This is a genomic window from Variovorax sp. Varisp46 (assembly GCF_059491885.1).
The window spans coordinates 268,335-285,555 of the sequence record NZ_CP168515.1; the positions used below are offsets into that span (position 1 = coordinate 268,335).

Sequence of the window (17,221 nt, forward strand, 5' to 3'; positions counted from 1 at the left end):
TCATGGCCTACCTGCAACTCAAAGACATCAAGAAGAGCTTTGGTGAAGTCAACATCATCAAGGGCGTCAACCTCGAAATCCAGAAGGGTGAGTTCATCGTCTTCGTGGGGCCATCGGGCTGTGGCAAGTCGACGCTGCTGCGGCTGATCGCGGGGCTCGAGCCCATCACCAGCGGCAACCTGCTGCTCGACGGCAAGGACATCACCTGGACACCCTCGGGCAAGCGAGACCTGGCGATGGTGTTCCAGAGCTATGCGCTTTATCCGCACATGAGCGTGTACGACAACATGTCCTTCGCGCTCAAGCTCGCGGGCGTGGGCAAGAGCGAGATCAGGACCAAGGTCGAATATGCGGCCAAGACGCTCAACCTCACGCAGTACCTTGACCGTACGCCGAAGGACCTGTCGGGCGGCCAGCGCCAGCGCGTGGCGATCGGCCGCGCCATCGTGCGCGCGCCCAAGGTGTTCCTGTTCGACGAGCCGCTGTCGAACCTCGATGCGGCGCTGCGCGGCAACACCCGCGTCGAGATCCACAAGCTGCACCGCGCGCTCGGCGCCACCACCATCTACGTGACGCACGACCAGGTCGAAGCCATGACGCTGGCCGACCGCGTGGTGGTGCTCAAGGACGGGCTGATCGAGCAGGTCGGCACGCCGCTCGAGCTGTATGACCACCCGGCCAATCAGTTCGTCGCGCAGTTCATCGGCATGCCGTCGATGAACATGGTGGCGGCGAATGCGATTCCCAGCTTCTCGGCCGCCACCGGCGGCAAGCTGCCGGCCGACGGCTTCCTGGGCGTGCGCCCCGAAGGCCTGCGCGTGCATCCGAAGCAGGGCGCGCCGGTGTCGGATGTGCAGGGCCGCGTCGAGCTGGTCGAAGCCCTCGGTGCCGACACGCTGATCCACGTCGACGTGGGCGGCGTGCCGCTGATCGCACGCCAGAACGAGCGCACGCCGCTGCATGCCGGCGACGACGTGGCGGTCGAGCTCGATCCGTCGGTTCTTCATTTGTTCAACCGTGAAGGCCGTTCGGTCTCCGCCTGATTTCTTCCGGAACATTCCCGTGACCCTCGCAGCAGCGCCTCTCGATGCGCCAACTCCACCGGCTCCTTCGGAGTCCATGGTGTTTCACCTTGGACTCGGCTCGTTCCATCGGGCCCACCAGGCCGTCTATTTGCAACGGCTGACCGATGCGGGTGACACCCGCTGGTCGCTCTCGGGCGCCAACATCCGGCCCGACATGGCCGAGGTCGTCGCCGCACTGCAGGCGCAGGGCGGCCGCTACACGCTCGAAACCGTGTCGCCGGCCGGCGAGTACCGCTACGAACAGATCGAAGCCATCCGCGAAGTGCTGCCGTGGGAGCCTTCGCTGGCCGCGGTGGTCGCGCGCGGCGCGGCACCGTCCACGCGCATCATTTCGTTCACCGTGACCGAGGCCGGCTACTACCTCGATACCAAGGGCCGGCTGGACCTGTCGTTCGGCGATCTCGCAGCCGACATCGAGCGCGCGCGCCGCGGCGAGGCGGGTGGCGAGGGCGTGACCATCTATGGCGCCGTCTGCGCGATCCTGCGCGCGCGCAAGGCCGCGCAGGCCGGTCCGGTGACGCTGCTCAACTGCGACAACCTGCGCCACAACGGCGATCGCTTCCGTGCCGGGCTGCTGGAGTTCATCGAACGCGCGGGCGATGCGGAACTGCTTGCCTGGGTGCAAGCGAACACCTCCTGCCCCAACGCAATGGTCGATCGCATCACGCCGCGCCCGCCGCCCGAGCTGCGCGCGCGCGTGAAGGCCGCGACGGGGCGCGACGATGCGGCCGCGATCACCGGCGAGAGCTTCATCCAGTGGGTGATCGAGGACAACTTCGCGGCCGGGCGCCCCGACTGGGGCCGTGTGGGCGTGGAGCTGGTCGAATCGGTACAGCCTTACGAAGAGGCCAAGATCCGCATCCTCAACGCCACGCACAGCTGCATCGCCTGGGCGGGCACGCTGGCAGGGCTGAACTTCATCCACGAAGGCACGCACGACGCGGCCATCCGCCGGATGGCGTTCGACTACGTCACCGACGACGTGATCCCGTGCCTCAGCCCGAGCCCGATCGATCTCGCAGCCTACCGCGACGTGGTGCTCGACCGCTTCGGCAACCCCGCGATCCGCGACACCAACCAGCGCGTGGCGGCCGACGGCTTCTCGAAGATCCCGGGCTTCATCGCGCCCACAGTGCGCGAGCGGCTCGCCGCGGGGCAGCCGATCGACAGCGTTGCGATGCTGCCCGCACTGTTCCTGGCCTTCCTGCAGCGCTGGCATCGCGGCGCGCTGCCTTATGCCTACCAGGACCAGGGCATGGACGAGGCCGCGGCGCACGCGATCTGCGACGCCGCCGATCCGGTGCTCGCGCTGTGTTCGGACGCGGGACTGTGGGGCACCGCCGCGGGCGATGCACGGCTGGTCGACGCCGTGCGCGCAGCGAGCGGGCGCGTGGCAAATTTCCTGAACTCTGGAGCAACGATATGAGCGAACGTTTGAAGAACCGCCATGTGCTGCTGACCGGCGCCGGTGGCGGCATCGGCCTGGCCGTGGCCGAGGCCTGCATTGCCGAGGGCGCGCGCTGCAGCGTGGTCGACCGCGCTGCAGGGGCGCCCGAGGCCGTGCGGGCACTGCAGCAGCGCCACCCCGACAAGCTCGCCTACATCGCGGCCGACGTGACCGACACGCAGGCCATCGCGCACATGCTGGCCGAGGCGCAGGTCGCCTTCGGGCCGATCCACACGCTGTTCAACAACGCTGCCGTGTTCGACCTGGCGCCGCTGCTCGACAGCGACGAAGCTTCGTTCGACCGGCTGTTCGCGGTCAACGTGAAGGGCATGTTCTTCGTGATGCAGGCCGTGCTGCGCCACATGGTCGAAGCGGGCACGCAGGGCGCGTCGGTCATCAACATGGCCTCGCAGGCCGGGCGGCGCGGCGAAGCGCTGGTGTCGCACTACTGCGCGACCAAGGCCGCGGTCATCAGCTACACGCAGAGCGCCGCGCTGGCCATGGCGCCGCACGGCATCCGTGTCAACGGCATTGCACCCGGTGTGGTCGACACGCCGATGTGGGACCATGTCGACAGCCTGTTCGCCAAGGCCGAAGGGCTGCCGCCCGGCGAGAAGAAGCGCCGCGTGGGCCTGGAGGTGCCGCTCGGCCGCATGGGCGTGCCGGCCGACATCGCGGGCGCGGCCGTGTTTCTTGCCAGCGACGAGGCGCGCTACATCACGGCGCAGACCTTGAATGTCGATGGCGGCAATGTCATGAGCTGATGATTCTCTGCATGCTTGCAAAAATGCGATGAACGAAGACTTCCATCTGTACCTCGACAGTGCCGACCTGTCTGAACTGCAGGCCTGCCTGCCGCACCCGGTGGTGCATGGCGTGACGACCAACCCGACCTTGCTCAAGCGTGCGGGCATTGGCCGCGGCGAAGTACCCGGTTTGCTGAAACGCTGCATCGAACTGGGCGCGCGGCAGGTGCAGGCGCAGGTGTATTCGAGCGACGTCGACGGCATGCTCGAAGACGCTGCGGCCTTGCTCTCGCACTTCGACCGGGGCCAGCTGGTCGTCAAGATTCCCGCCACGCGCCAGGGCCTCGATGCCGGCGCGCGGCTCATCGCGCAAGGCGTGCCCGTCACGTGGACGGCCGTGTATGCGCCCGAGCAGGCGCACTTCGCGGCGCAACTGGGCGCGGCCTATGCGGCGCCGTACCTCGGCCGGCTCGACGACGCCGGTGTCGACGGGCTGGCGCTGATCGCGCAGATGCAGTCGCTGGTCGCGCAGCGCCCTTCGTCGGGCACGCGGCTGCTGGTGGCCAGCATCCGTTCGCGCGCGGCCTACCTTGCCCTGCTGGGGCTCGGCGTGGGAGCCATCACCATCCCGCCGCGCCTCTTTGCCGAGCTGCTCGACCATCCCGCCACGCTCGCCGCCGAACGCGGCTTCCTGGCCGATGCACGCGCCTTGCCCTGACAGAGGAAAATCCGAGCACCATGCGCATTGCACTCACGGGCGAAGCCCTGATCGATTTCACCGCCAGCGAGGCCGGCACGCTCGCGTTCCTGGGCCACGAGGGCGGCTCTCCGCTCAACACGGCCGTGGCCTGCGCGCGCCTCGGCCAGCCCACCGGCTTTCTCACGCAGCTGTCGACCGACCTGTTCGGCGAACGGCTGATGCGTTTTCTCGAACGCAACGGCGTGGACACCCGCCTCATTCTGCGCAGCAATGCGCCGTCGACGCTGGCCTTCGTCGAGCGCACGCCGCGGACCAACCGCTATGCCTTCTACACGCGCGGCAGCGCCGACGCCACCTGGGCGCCCGAACCGCTGCCGCAGTTGCCGGCGGAGTGCCGCTTCCTGCATTTCGGCTCGATCTCGATGCTGCAGGAGCCGGCGGCCACGCGCATTGCCGAGCTGGTCACGGCCAACGCGGGCCGCCGCGTGATCGTGTTCGATCCGAACGTGCGGCCCAGCCTGATTCCCGACATGGCCGCCTACCGCGAGCACATGACGGACTGGCTGGCCATGGCCGACCTGGTCAAGCTCAGCGACGAAGATGCCGAACTGCTGGCCCCCGGCCGGCCGGTCGATGCACTGGCGGCGGATTGCCTGCAGGCCGGCGCGCACGCCGTGGTCGTCACGCGCGGCGGCGCGGGCGCCACGCTCTGGCGCACGGGGCACGCGCCGCTCGCCGTGGCGGCGCCCCGCGTCAAGGTGGTCGACACCATCGGCGCAGGCGACACCTTCACGGCCGGGCTCTCGGTGGCGCTGCTCGCGCACGGCGTCGAGCACCCGGCCCAGCTCGGCGAGCTGGGCGACGAGGCCTGGCGCGAGGTGATGCGCTTCGCCGCCACGGCCGCCGCCCTCAACTGCACCCGCGAAGGCGCCGATCCACCCACGCTCGAAGCGGTTCACGCCGCGCTGGCGCAGGAAGACAATGGGGCCGTCGCTTCCCGGTCCTGACCCCGTGCTGCCATGACAACGTCCACACGCAAACGCTCGATTCCCCGTCAGCGCCAACCCGAGCTGGAGCGCGATATTGCGCGCTCCCCGTCGCTGGGCTACGAGGCCCCCGAAACCGGCCTGGTGCGCTGCCTGGCGCACGGCTTCCCGAGCCCGCTGGTGCGATGGCATTTCCATGAAGACTACGAGCTGCACCTGATCACCGAGACCTCGGGCAAGGCCTTCATAGGAGACTGGATCGGGCCGTTCCAGCCCGGACACCTCGTGCTCTGCGGGCCACGCCTGCCGCACAACTGGATCTCGCTCGACGTGCCCGAAGGCGGCGCCGCTGGGCGCGACCGGGTGATCCAGTTCCGCCACGAGCCGATCGAGCACGCCGCGGCCGAGATTCCCGAGCTGCGCGAAGTGATGCAGCTGCTCGAACGTGCGCGGCACGGCATCGAGTTCTTCGGCATGTCGCAGCAGGCGCAGACGCACTGGGACGCCATCAAGGCCGCGCGCGGCGTGCGCCGGCTCGGACGGTTCCTCGAGTGCATGGCCGACCTCGCGCAATGCACCGACTACCGGCTGCTGTCGAGCGTGCAGATGCAGGGCGCCCAGGGCATCGAGGGCGATGCGCAGGTCGACCAGATCAACGACATCGTCAACCGCATCACCAGCAACATGGCGGAGTCGATCTCGATGTCGGACGTGGCGGCCGAACTGGGCATGAGCGAGAGCCGCTTCAGCCGTTTCTTCCGGCGCTCCACCGGCAACAGCTTCACCGACTTCGTCAACCGCGTGCGCATCAACAGCGCCTGCCACCTGCTGATGCAGACCGATCACTACGTGACCGACATCTGCTACCAGGTTGGCTTCAACAATGTGGCGAATTTCAATCGACGTTTTCTTGAAATCAAGGGAATGACGCCGAGCGAATTCCGAAAGCAGGCAGACACCCGCTTCGGCGGCGGCATCTCTTCCTAGACAAAGCCAGGGGGTTCATCTTGTACCTGGGACTCGACCTCGGCACGTCCGAGCTCAAGGCGCTGCTGCTCGCCGACGACCACCGCATCGTCGGCGTGGCCCGCGCGCCGCTCGCGGTCGAACGGCCGCGGCCGCTGTGGTCGGAGCAGGCGCCGCAGCAGTGGTGGCATGCGCTCGAGGAGGTGATGCGTGCGCTCGGCAAGTCGCATCCCGAGGAGCTCGCGGCGGTGCGCGCCATCGGCCTGTCGGGACAGATGCACGGTGCCACGCTGCTCGATGCGGCGGGCGAGGTGCTGCGCCCTGCGATCCTCTGGAACGACGGCCGCAGCGGTGCGCAGTGCGAGGCGCTTGCGCGCGCCGTGCCGAGGCTCGGCGAGATCGCGGGCAACCTCGCGATGCCGGGGTTCACCGCGCCCAAGCTGCTGTGGGTGCGCGAGCACGAGCCTGAAATCTTCGGCCGTGTGGCGCGCGTGCTGCTGCCCAAGGACTGGCTGCGCTTCATGCTCAGCGGCGAGGCGGTCAGCGAGATGTCCGATGCGGCGGGCACGCTGTGGCTCGACGTGGGCGCGCGCGACTGGTCCGACGAACTGCTGGCAGCCACAGGCCTCACGCGCGCGCACATGCCGCGGCTGGTCGAAGGCAGCGAGATGTCGGCGCAGCTCAAACCCGAACTGGCGGCGCGCTGGGGCGTGGGCAGCGCCAGCGTGGTGATCGCCGGCGGTGCCGGCGACAACGCGGCCAGCGCCGTCGGCATGGGCCTCGTCGAGCCGGGGCAGGGATTCGTGTCACTCGGCACCTCGGGCGTCGTGTTCGTCTCGACAGACCGCTTCCTGCCGAACCCCGCGCTGGCGATGCACGCCTTTTGCCATGCGCTGCCGGGGCGGTGGCACCAGATGTCGGTGATGCTCTCGGCTGCGAGCGCGGTGAGTTGGGCCGCAAAGACTTTCAGGTTCGCGGACGAGGCCGCGCTGCTCGAAGCGGCGGCGTCCGTCCCGCTGGCACAGCGCGAGGGCTGCCCGCTGTTCCTGCCGTACCTCTCCGGCGAGCGCTCGCCGCACAACAACCCCAACGCGCAGGGCGTGCTGTTCGGCCTCACGCAGGCACACGGGCCAGCGGAAATCGCGTACGCCGTGGTCGAGGGCGTGAGCTTCGGCCTGCGCGACGGCTTCGACACGCTGCGGCTGCCGGCCGGGATGCCGCTGCGCGACATGGCGCTGGTGGGCGGCGGTGCGCGCAGCGTGTGGTGGGGGCAGCTGCTGGCCGACATCTTCGGCGTGCCGCTCACGCTCTATGCGGGCGGCGAGACGGGTGGCGCACTGGGTGCGGCGCGGCTGGCGTGGTTGGCGGATGGGGGCTCGGTGGCCGAGGTGTGCACGCTGCCGCCTGTGAAGCAGAAGCTGGTTGCCTCGACCGAAGTAGCCGATGTCCACAGGACGAGGCATGCGCGCTTCCAGGCGCTCTACAAGGCGGTGCAGGCGCAATTCCAGTAGCAGAGCGATCACGACCGCCCATGAAAAAAGCCCGGCGCAAGCCGGGCTTCTTTCATTTCGCGAGACACCGCGGATCCGGCTCTGCCGGTCCGCAGGTGTCGCCCCCGGTAGGGGGTAGGCGTAGCGGACACGAAGTGCCGCGCAGCCTGGGGGCGAGCCAATTACATGCCCATGCCGCCCATGCCGCCCATGCCACCCATGTCGGGCATGCCACCGCCGGCTGCGCCTTCGTCCTTGGGTGCGTCAGCAACCATGGCTTCGGTCGTCAGCAGCAGCGAGGACACCGAAGCGGCGTTCTGCAGTGCGGTGCGCGTGACCTTCGTCGGGTCCAGGATGCCCAGCTCGAGCATGTCGCCGTACGTGTCGTTCGCAGCGTTGAAGCCGTAGTTGCCCTTGCCGGCCAACACAGCGTTCACCACCACCGAGGCTTCGCCGCCGGCGTTGTTCACGATTTCGCGCAGGGGTGCTTCGATGGCCTTGAGCACCAGCTTGATGCCGGCGTCCTGGTCGGCGTTGTCGCCCTTGATCGAGTCGCCCACGGCTTGCTTGGCACGCAGCAGAGCCACGCCGCCGCCAGCCACAACGCCTTCTTCCACTGCAGCGCGGGTAGCGTGCAGGGCGTCTTCGACGCGAGCCTTCTTTTCCTTCATTTCGACTTCGGTGGCGGCGCCAACCTTGATCACTGCAACACCGCCGGCCAGCTTGGCCACGCGCTCTTGCAGCTTTTCACGGTCGTAGTCGCTCGTGGCTTCCTCGATCTGCACGCGCACTTGCTTCACGCGGGCTTCGATGTCGGCAGCAGCGCCGGCGCCGTCGATGATGATCGTGTTTTCCTTGCCCACTTCGATGCGCTTGGCCTGGCCCAGGTCGGCCAGCGTCACCTTTTCGAGCGTCAGGCCCACTTCTTCAGCGATGACCTTGCCGCCCGTCAGGATGGCGATGTCTTCCAGCATGGCCTTGCGGCGGTCGCCGAAGCCAGGTGCCTTCACAGCCACGACCTTCAGGATGCCGCGGATCGTGTTCACGACCAGCGTAGCCAGGGCTTCGCCCTCGACTTCTTCGGCAATGATCAGCAGCGGACGGCCAGCCTTGGCGACTTGTTCCAGCGTGGGGAGCAGGTCGCGGATGTTGCTGATCTTCTTGTCGAACAGCAGCACGAAGGGGTTGTCCAACAGCGCCGATTGCTTCTCGGGGTTGTTGATGAAGTAGGGCGACAGGTAGCCGCGGTCGAACTGCATGCCTTCGACGACGTCGAGTTCGCTGTCCAGCGACTTGCCGTCTTCCACGGTGATCACGCCTTCCTTGCCGACCTTGTCCATCGCGTCAGCGATGAGCTTGCCGATGGTTTCGTCGCTGTTGGCCGAGATCGAGCCGACTTGAGCGATTTCCTTCGACGTGGTGGTGGGCTTGGAAGCCTTCTTCAGCTCGGCGACCAGGGCCGTGACAGCCTTGTCGATGCCGCGCTTCAGGTCCATCGGGTTCATGCCGGCAGCCACCAGCTTGAAACCTTCGCGAACGATGGCTTGTGCCAGCACGGTCGCGGTGGTGGTGCCGTCACCGGCGTTGTCCGAAGTCTTGGAAGCCACTTCCTTCACGAGCTGCGCGCCCATGTTCTGGAGCTTGTCCTTGAGTTCGATTTCCTTAGCGACCGACACACCGTCCTTGGTGACGGTGGGGGCGCCGAACGAGCGCTCGAGCACCACGTTGCGGCCCTTGGGGCCCAGGGTCACCTTGACTGCGTTGGCCAGGATGTTGACACCCTCGACCATGCGTGCGCGGGCTTCACCGCCGAAGACTACGTCTTTTGCTGCCATGTTTGTTTACTCCGAATGGATTTGTTGAATTACTTCTCGACGACCGCGAACAGGTCGTCTTCCTTCATGACCAGCAGTTCGTCGCCGCCGACCTTGACGGTCTGGCCGCTGTACTTGCCGAACAGGACGCGGTCGCCGACCTTGACAGTCAGTGCGGCCAGCTCGCCCTTGTCGTTGCGCTTGCCCGGGCCCACGGCCAGGACTTCACCCTGATCGGGCTTTTCAGCGGCTGCGTCGGGGATGACGATGCCGGAGGCGGTCTTGGTTTCGCTGTCAACACGCTTGACGATCACGCGATCGGCCAAAGGACGAAGTTTCATTGCATCTCCTGGATGTATGGATAAGAAACGGATTTGTGGTCGGGTGCCGGACCGGAGGCCGGCAGCCCATCGACTGGAAGCGAGGCTGTTAGCACTCGTCAGCAGCGAGTGCTAATCATAAGGGCAATCGGCGGGCTTTCAAGGGGTTCCGCAGCCGCCTACAACTGGTCCGTAGGCACAAACCACGAGAACAGCAGCAGCTGCAGCCGCGTCAGCATGCTCGAATCCGGTTCGCTGTCGAGCACCTCGTTGTGGACGTCGCCGGTGCCGATCCACTGGACGTTCTGGCCGTCGGGCTTGAGCACCACGCGGTAGACGCCCTCGATGTCGTCGAGCTCGTAGGCGAATAGCAGCGCCTGCGTCAGGTCGAAGCTTCGCACGGCTATGCCGAATTCGGTGTTCAGCCGGGCGGAACGCGGGTCGAGGTTCATGGAGCCGAGCAGCACCCACTGGCGGTCGACCAGTGCCAGCTTGGCATGCAGGCGGCCGCGGGCCTTCTTGAGCAGGTCGCGGAACTGGCCGCTGCGCCGCAGTTGCCGGGTGCTGACTTCGTACAGATTCACGCCCAGCTTGAGCATGTCGACGCGGTAGCGGTTGTAGTTGATGTTGACCAGCGGCTCGTCGCTGTCGGCCAGCGAATTGGTGATGACGGTGATGTTCACACCGTGCTCACGCCCCATGCGGATGCGTTCCATGCCCTCGTCGCCTGGAATGAAGTAGGGCGAGATCACCACCACGTTCGACTTGGCCGTGGCCAGCATCTCGTGGAAGCGCTGTGCCAGCGGCTCCATGGGCTGCGCCATGACGCCCAGCGCCTTGTTGGGACTGTCGGCGGAGGCGTGGGCCTCGGCGCGCATCCACTTGGCCTCGTCGATTCGGGCAAGCTGGGCGCCCAGCGGCAGGTCGCCGAGCAGGTCGGTGGGAGGCAGCGGGTCGGGCGGCGGCGCATGGGCCGGGGAAGTGGCTTCCTCGAAATCGGCTTTCAGCGCCTGCGGCGTGCTGCTGGTGCCGGCCACCCGCTGCAGGGGGTAGACCACGTCGCTGTTCCAGTAGGTGTCGAAGATGGCGGCTGACTCGGGGACCACCGGGCCGGCCAGCAGCAGCTCGAAATCGATGAAGTTCGCGCTCTCGCTGCGCAGGAAATACTCGTCGGCCAGGTTGCGGCCGCCCGCGATGGCCATGGCGCCGTCGGCCACGAACAGCTTGTTGTGCATGCGGTGGTTGAGGCGCCGGAAGTCGGTGAAGAACTCCAGCCACCGCCCTGACGAGTGGTCGCGCGCGTTCACGAACGGGTTGAACAGCCGGATCTCGGCATTGGGCTCGGCGGCGAGGCCGAGCAGCAGGCGGTCCATGCCGGCCGTGTAGAAGTCGTCGAGGAGCAGCCGCACGCGCACGCCGCGCCGGGCGGCATTGCGCATTTCGCGCAGCAGCAGGCGACCGGTCTTGTCGTTGCCGAGCTGGTAGGTCTGGATGTCGAGCGACGACTTCGCGCGCCGCATCAGCTCCAGCCGGGCGTCGAGCGCAAAAGAGGCCTCGATCAGCGGCCGCATGCTGCTCAGGCCGTCGGGTGGGGAGTCGAGGCTGACGGCGGCGCGGCCGAGCTCGGTGGCAGGCGAGGCCGCAATCGCCAGGGTGGGCGGTTCAGGCGTGCGCGGTGGGAGCCCCGCGCAGCCGGCCAGGGCAATGGCAGCCGCGAGGACCATCAGCCGCAGAGCCGGACCGCGCAGTGCGGGAAACAGAGAGGCGATGAGCTTGAGCATGAGGGCTTGCCAACGCACGGGAAGCGTGCGGGCGGCATGGTAGCCGGTTCGCCCTGGACCCGCAGACGCAATTTCGCAACGCAACACCCTTCATCGGAGCGGTGATTGGGGAGGCGCAAAGAAGTCACGTAATAAAATGCGAATCATTCTTAATAATATTTGTAATGAGGCCGGGATGAAGAGGTTGGAGGCGCGGCGCAAGGCTGCATCGGTGCTGATAGGGTGTCTGGCGATCTGCACACAGCGCGAGGTGCTGGCCCAGGCGACGAATGCGGGCTCGCTGCCGGAAGTACGGGTCGACGCGAATGCCGAAACCGAGACGGCGACCACGCCGGTGATCGGCTACCGCGCGAAAAATGCGGTCACCGCCACCAAGACCGACACGCCGCTGTCTGAAACGCCTCAGTCCGTGACCGTGATCACGCGCGACCAGATGATCGACCAGGGCGCGGCCAATGTACAGGACGCGCTCAACTACGCGGCCGGCGTACGTTCCGATGCCTACGGACTCGATTCCCGCACCGACTCCGTGCGGGTGCGCGGCGCCTATCCCGACGTCTACCTCGACGGCCTGCGCCAGGCCTACGGCTACTACACCAGCACCACCCGCACCGAGCCCTACACGCTGGAGCGCCTCGAAGTGCTGCGCGGCCCCTCGGGCATGCTGTTCGGCGCCGGCACGGCCGCCGGCGTGGTCAACATGGTCAGCAAGCGGCCGCTGCAGGAGGCCCAGCGCGAAGTGGGCGTGCAGTTCGGCAGCTTCGGCCGCAAGCAGATCCAGGCCGACCTGACCGGCCCGCTGAACGCCGACGGCTCACTGTCGTACCGCCTGATCGCGCTGCAGCGCAAGTCCGGCACGCAGGTCGACCACGTGCCCGACGACCGCAGCGTGATCGCGCCCTCGCTGACCTGGCGGCCCAATGCCATGACCTCGCTGGCGCTGCAGGGCCTCTGGCAGAAGGACAAGAGCGGCAGCAGCTCGCAGTTCCTGCCGTGGGAGGGCACCTTGCTGCCGAACCCGAACGGACGTCTGCCGAGCAGCCGCTTCATCGGCGAGCCGGGCGACTACTACGACAGCGAGCGCAAGACCTTCGGCTGGCAGTTCGAGCACAAGTTCGACGACAGCTGGACCTTCCGCCAGAACTTCCGCTACGCGCGCAACGAAAACGACAACCGCTACCACTACGGCAGTTCGTTCAGCGGATTCGACAGCTGGTCCACCGACCCGGTCTTCAAGCGCGTGCTCGGCCGCTACTACGACAGCCAACTGACCCGCAACCGCACGCAGACGCTCGACAACCACGTCGAGGGCCGCTTCCAGACCGGCGCGCTGAAGCACACGCTGCTCGTGGGCGCGGACTTCGCGCGCCAGCGCGAGAACGTCTGGGGCGGCACCACCTTCGACACCATCGACGTCTACGCGCCGGTCTACGGCCGTCTCGACGAGCCCGTGCGCGATGCGAGGCCACGCACCCGCCAGCGACAGACGGGCGTCTATCTGCAGGACCAGGTCAGGCTCGACAACTGGATCTTCGTGGCGGGCCTGCGGCAAGACAGGGCCGTGTCCAGTGCCGCGGGAAGCAACGAGGAAAAGAGCAGCGCGACCACCAAGCGCTTCGGGCTGATGTACGCCTCGCCGTCGGGATGGTCGCCGTACCTGAGCTACAGCGAGTCGTTCACGCCGCAGTCGCCGCGCGAAGGCCGCATTTTCACGCCGTTGCGCGGCGAGCAGTGGGAAGCCGGCGTCAAGTACGAGCCCAGGGACCGCGCCCTGGCGTTCAGCGCAGCGGTGTACGACCTGCGCGAGAAGAACCAGATCGTCGAGGAGCAGCCGAACGTGTTCTCGCAGCGCGGCCTGACGAAGACGAAGGGCGTGGAACTCGAGGCCAAGGGCTCGGCCGGCCCGAACCTCGACCTGATCGCCCACTACAACTACGCCGATGCCGATGCGCAGATCGAAGGCCTGCCCAAACACCAGGCCAGTTTCTGGGCGAAGTACAGGTTTTCCATCGGCGGCGTGAACGGTTTTTCGGCCGGCGCCGGCGTGCGCCTGATGAGTTCGTTTCGCGACACGCAGTTCGGCACCGGTCCGCGCGTGCCGGGCATCGCGCTGGCCGACCTCGTGTTCGCCTATGAGACCGACCGCTGGCGCTATGCGCTCAACATCAACAACGTGACCGACAAGATCTACTTCAGCACCTGCCTGTCGCGCGGCGACTGCTGGTATGGCTCGCGCCGCAACATCGTCGCGAGCGCGACCTATCGCTTCTAGAACACGACCTTCAGGAACAGCCCCCACATGAACAGCCGAAAAATCAAGACTTGGGCCTGGGTGCACAAGTGGAGCAGCCTCGTGTGCACGGTGTTCATGCTGCTGCTGTGCATCACGGGCCTGCCGCTGATCTTCCATCACGAGATCGGCCATCTGCTGGGCACCGAGGTCGAGGCGCCGAAGATGCCCGCGGGCGCGCCGCGCGCCAGTCTCGACCGCGTGCTCGACATCGCGAAGTCGAAGCACCCCGGCCGCGTGGTGCAGTTCGTCTCACAGCCCGAGGATGACGACGGCCTGTGGTTCGTCACGCTCACGCCCACGCCGCAAGCCACGGAGGACTTCAAGTCGGTCGCGATCGACGCGCGCACGGGCGAGGTGCTCGCGCAGCCGAAGTTCGACGAGGGCTTCATGTACGTGATGTTCAAGCTGCACGTCGACCTCTTCGCGGGATTGGCGGGCAAGCTCTTCCTCGGCTTCATGGGCCTGCTGCTGCTGGTGGCCATCGTCTCGGGCGTGGTGCTGTATTCACCCTTCATGCGCAAGCTCGACTTCGGCACGGTGCGGCGCGAGAAGCGCCCGCGCCTGAAGTGGCTCGACCTGCACAACCTGCTTGGCATCGTCACGCTGGTGTGGCTGTTCGTGGTGGGCTCCACGGGCATGATCAACACCTGGGCCGACCTGCTCATCAAGTACTGGCAGCACGACCAGCTCAGTTCGCTGCTCGCGCCCTACAAGAGCGAACCCATCGTGGCGGTGAACGAGCGTGCCTCGGTGCAGCGCTCGATGGACGCCGCGATGCAGAAGACGCCCGGCATGAAGCTGTCGTTCATTGCCTTTCCCGGCACATCGTTCTCGAGCCCGCACCACACGACCTTCTTCGTGCGTGGCAACGAGCCCTTCACATCGAAGCTGTTCCAGCCGGTGCTGGTCGATGCCAAGACAGCGGAGGTGACTGCGGTGCCGAAGCTGCCCTGGTACCTCACGGCGCTGCTGGTGTCGCAGCCGCTGCACTTCGGCGACTACGGCGGCATGCCGATGCAGATCATCTGGGCGCTGCTCGACATAGCGACCATCATCGTGCTGGGCAGCGGGTTGTACCTGTGGCTCAAGCGGGGCAACCCCGTGCCCGCGTCCCCGAGGGCCGCGGCGCATGAAGCGCGTGTCTCCGGCGGCACCGCACAACCCGAGCCGGCATCGGCCATGAAGGTGCAGGCATGACGCAGCACCGGAGCTTCTGGCGCATGTGGGGCTGGCCGACGGTGCTGGGCCTGCTGACGACCTTCGGGCTGATCTCGGCGCTTTTCAGCGACGGCGGGCTGGGCGACGTCCTGGCCTGGATCACGCTGGGCATCCCGGTCGTGGTGGGCGCCTGGCATGCCTGGCGCAAGGCGCCGGCCCGCTAGTTTTCCCTGAGAGTCGCGCCACCGCGACATGCGCGGCCGGCATGCCGAAGCAGAATCGGCGCGATGAAACTTGCGCCCGCCGCCGCCTGCCTTCTCTTGCTGGGTGTCCCGCTGGCCGCGCAGGCCCAGCAGGAGCCGCCGGCCGATCCAGGCGCCAGCGGCGCGCGCCTGCGCGAGATCACCGTCTCCACGCCGCGCGGCGAGGTTGCGCCCTTCAACGTGCCCGGCTCGGTCGACCGCGTCGACGGCGACGAGATGCGCGACAGCCGCCTGCAGGTCAACCTCTCCGAAAGCCTGGGCGCGGTGCCGGGGCTGCAGGTGCAGAACCGGCTGAACTACGCGCAGGACCTGCAGCTGTCCATCCGCGGCTTCGGTGCGCGCTCGACCTTCGGCGTGCGCGGCGTGCGGCTCTATGTCGATGGCATTCCGGCGACCTTGCCCGATGGGCAGGGGCAGACCTCGAACATCGACATCGGCTCGCTGGACCGCGTCGAGATCCTGCGCGGGCCGTTCTCCGCGTTGTACGGCAACTCCTCGGGCGGTGTGCTGCAGACGTTCACCGCCTCGGGCGAGGGGCCGCCACGGCTGTCGTACTCGCTCGCGGGCGGCAGCTTCGGCACCTGGCGGCAGTCGCTGCAGCTCAGCGGGTCGCAGGGCGCGGTCGATTACCTGCTCGGCGCGAGCCGCTTCCATACCGACGGCTGGCGCGAGCACAGCGCCGCGCGGCGCGACATCGAAAACGGCAAGCTCGGCATCGCGCTCGACAACGGCGACAGGCTCACGCTGGTCTTCAACAGCGTGCGCGTCGACGCGCAGGACCCGCTGGGCCTCACGGCCGACCAGTACGCGCTGGCGCCGCGCAACGCGCCGCTGGCCACGCAGTACGACACCCGCAAGACGGTCGAGCAGATACAGGCCGGCCTGCTGTACGAGCGTCGCATCAACGCAGAGCAGGGGCTGCGCCTGATGGTCTACGGCGGCGAGCGAAAGACCACGCAGTACCAATCGATTCCGGTGTCGGCGCAGCAGAACCCGTTGCACGCGGGCGGCGTGATCGACCTGTCGCGGCAGTACGGCGGTGTCGACATTCGCTGGAATGCTGCGTTGACCCTGGCCGATCGGCCCTTCGACGTGGTGGCCGGCCTGGGCTACGACAGCCTGCGCGAAAAGCGCCGCGGCTACGAGAACTACCTCGGCCGCGTCGCGGCGCCCGTGCTGGGCGTGCAGGGCCGTCTGCGGCGCAACGAGCTCAACGACGTCTGGAACCTCGATCCCTACGCGCAAGCGACCTGGCGCTTCGCCGAGCGCTGGACGCTCGAAGCCGGCGTGCGCCGCAGCAGCGTGCACTTCAACTCGCAGGACCGCTACATCGTCGGCACGAACCGCGACGACAGCGGCAGTGCGCGCTACAGCAAGACCCTGCCGGTGGCCTCGCTGCGCTACCAGGCGACGCCCGACTTGGCCCTGTACGGCTCCATCGGCCGCGGCTTCGAGACGCCGACACTGAACGAACTTTCCTATCGGGCAAATGGCGCGAGCGGGCTCAACTTCGCGCTGCGGCCTGCGGTGAACGACAGCATCGAACTCGGCGCCAAGGCGCGGCTTGCCGGTGGCCTGCTGACGGCAGCGCTGTTCCAGACCCGCACGCGCGACGAGATCGTGACGGACACCAACGTCGGCGGCCGTGCCACCTTCCAGAACGCGGGGCGCACGAAGCGCAACGGCTTTGAGCTGGGCTGGCAGCATGAGACCGCGAACCACTGGCGCACGCAACTGGCCTACACGTGGCTGGACGCGACCTACCGCGACGCCTTCTGCTCGCCGTCACCGTGCGCGGCGGCCAATACCGTCGCCGCGGGCAACCGCATTCCCGGCATCGCGCGGCAGTCGCTGTTCGCATCGCTGGGCTGGGTGCCGCCCGACGGCTGGCGCGCCGGCGTCGAGATGCGCGCGCTGGGGCGCATCCAGGCCAACGATGCCAACACCGCGAGCGCGCCGGGCTATGCCGTCGCGGCGGTGTATGCGGGCTACCTGAAGAAATGGGAGCGCTGGGAGTTCAATGCCTTCGCGCGTGTCGACAACCTGTTCGACCGGCGCTACGTGGGCTCGGTCATCGTCAACGAGGGCAATGCGCGCTATTACGAGCCCGCACCGGGCCGCAACTGGACGGTGGGCCTGAGCGGCGCGTACCGCTTCTGACGACCCACCGCC

The 17,221-nt window shown here is 67.4% G+C and carries 14 protein-coding genes; 11 read left to right on the forward strand and 3 right to left on the reverse strand.

All coding sequences use genetic code 11. The annotated features are described in order from the left end of the window. The first annotated feature begins 2 nt into the window (after positions 1 to 2). From ACEN9N_RS01195 to xylB, 7 genes are all read left to right on the forward strand, one after another. Entirely contained in the window at positions 3 to 1,043 is a 1,041-nt protein-coding gene (locus ACEN9N_RS01195) for an ABC transporter ATP-binding protein (RefSeq protein WP_413332221.1), read from the forward strand. Positions 1,044 to 1,119: 76 nt separating this feature from the next. Further along, complete coding sequence (dalD, locus tag ACEN9N_RS01200; RefSeq protein ID WP_495656438.1) at positions 1,120 to 2,511, forward strand: D-arabinitol 4-dehydrogenase; 1,392 nt, start codon at positions 1,120 to 1,122, stop codon at positions 2,509 to 2,511. After that, complete coding sequence (locus tag ACEN9N_RS01205; protein ID WP_413315203.1) at positions 2,508 to 3,296, forward strand: L-iditol 2-dehydrogenase; 789 nt, start codon at positions 2,508 to 2,510, stop codon at positions 3,294 to 3,296. Before dalD ends, ACEN9N_RS01205 begins: the two co-directional genes overlap by 4 nt. Positions 3,297 to 3,324: 28 nt before the next feature. Next, positions 3,325 to 3,996: a transaldolase family protein gene (locus tag ACEN9N_RS01210; protein WP_495655199.1), complete on the forward strand. Its 672-nt coding sequence runs from the start codon at positions 3,325 to 3,327 to the stop codon at positions 3,994 to 3,996. A 20-nt stretch (positions 3,997 to 4,016) separates the two neighbouring features. Then, entirely contained in the window at positions 4,017 to 4,985 is a 969-nt protein-coding gene (locus ACEN9N_RS01215; protein WP_495655200.1) for a carbohydrate kinase family protein, read from the forward strand. Between the two features lie 12 nt (positions 4,986 to 4,997). Further along, a complete protein-coding gene (locus ACEN9N_RS01220) occupies positions 4,998 to 5,951 on the forward strand; it encodes an AraC family transcriptional regulator (RefSeq protein WP_413315206.1) in 954 nt (317 codons plus the stop codon). A 20-nt stretch (positions 5,952 to 5,971) separates the two neighbouring features. Beyond that, complete coding sequence (gene xylB, locus ACEN9N_RS01225; protein WP_495655201.1) at positions 5,972 to 7,441, forward strand: xylulokinase; 1,470 nt, start codon at positions 5,972 to 5,974, stop codon at positions 7,439 to 7,441. 161 nt (positions 7,442 to 7,602) lie between these two features. Here the strand turns inward: xylB and groL are convergent, their stop codons facing one another. From groL to ACEN9N_RS01240, 3 genes are all read right to left on the reverse strand, one after another. Further along, on the reverse strand, positions 7,603 to 9,255 hold the full coding sequence (groL, locus tag ACEN9N_RS01230) for a chaperonin GroEL (protein ID WP_495655202.1): 1,653 nt from the start codon (positions 9,253 to 9,255) through the stop codon (positions 7,603 to 7,605). 29 nt (positions 9,256 to 9,284) lie between these two features. After that, the gene (locus ACEN9N_RS01235) at positions 9,285 to 9,575 is read right to left on the reverse strand and encodes a co-chaperone GroES (protein ID WP_007835162.1); all 291 of its coding nucleotides are present in this window, start codon (positions 9,573 to 9,575) and stop codon (positions 9,285 to 9,287) included. 158 nt (positions 9,576 to 9,733) lie between these two features. Beyond that, on the reverse strand, positions 9,734 to 11,335 hold the full coding sequence (locus tag ACEN9N_RS01240; protein WP_495655203.1) for a phospholipase D family protein: 1,602 nt from the start codon (positions 11,333 to 11,335) through the stop codon (positions 9,734 to 9,736). A 175-nt stretch (positions 11,336 to 11,510) separates the two neighbouring features. On the opposite strand from ACEN9N_RS01240, the gene ACEN9N_RS01245 reads away from it, so the two are divergent. The 4 genes from ACEN9N_RS01245 (at position 11,511) to ACEN9N_RS01260 (ending at position 17,209) form a co-directional block, all read left to right on the forward strand. Next, on the forward strand, positions 11,511 to 13,607 hold the full coding sequence (locus ACEN9N_RS01245; RefSeq protein ID WP_495655204.1) for a TonB-dependent siderophore receptor: 2,097 nt from the start codon (positions 11,511 to 11,513) through the stop codon (positions 13,605 to 13,607). Between the two features lie 27 nt (positions 13,608 to 13,634). Continuing rightward, positions 13,635 to 14,825: a PepSY-associated TM helix domain-containing protein gene (locus tag ACEN9N_RS01250; RefSeq protein WP_495655205.1), complete on the forward strand. Its 1,191-nt coding sequence runs from the start codon at positions 13,635 to 13,637 to the stop codon at positions 14,823 to 14,825. Next, positions 14,822 to 15,010, forward strand: coding sequence for a hypothetical protein (locus ACEN9N_RS01255; RefSeq protein ID WP_042673654.1), 189 nt, complete (start codon positions 14,822 to 14,824; stop codon positions 15,008 to 15,010). Before ACEN9N_RS01250 ends, ACEN9N_RS01255 begins: the two co-directional genes overlap by 4 nt. 63 nt (positions 15,011 to 15,073) lie before the next feature. Continuing rightward, on the forward strand, positions 15,074 to 17,209 hold the full coding sequence (locus ACEN9N_RS01260; RefSeq protein ID WP_495655206.1) for a TonB-dependent receptor domain-containing protein: 2,136 nt from the start codon (positions 15,074 to 15,076) through the stop codon (positions 17,207 to 17,209). Positions 17,210 to 17,221: the final 12 nt, after the last annotated feature.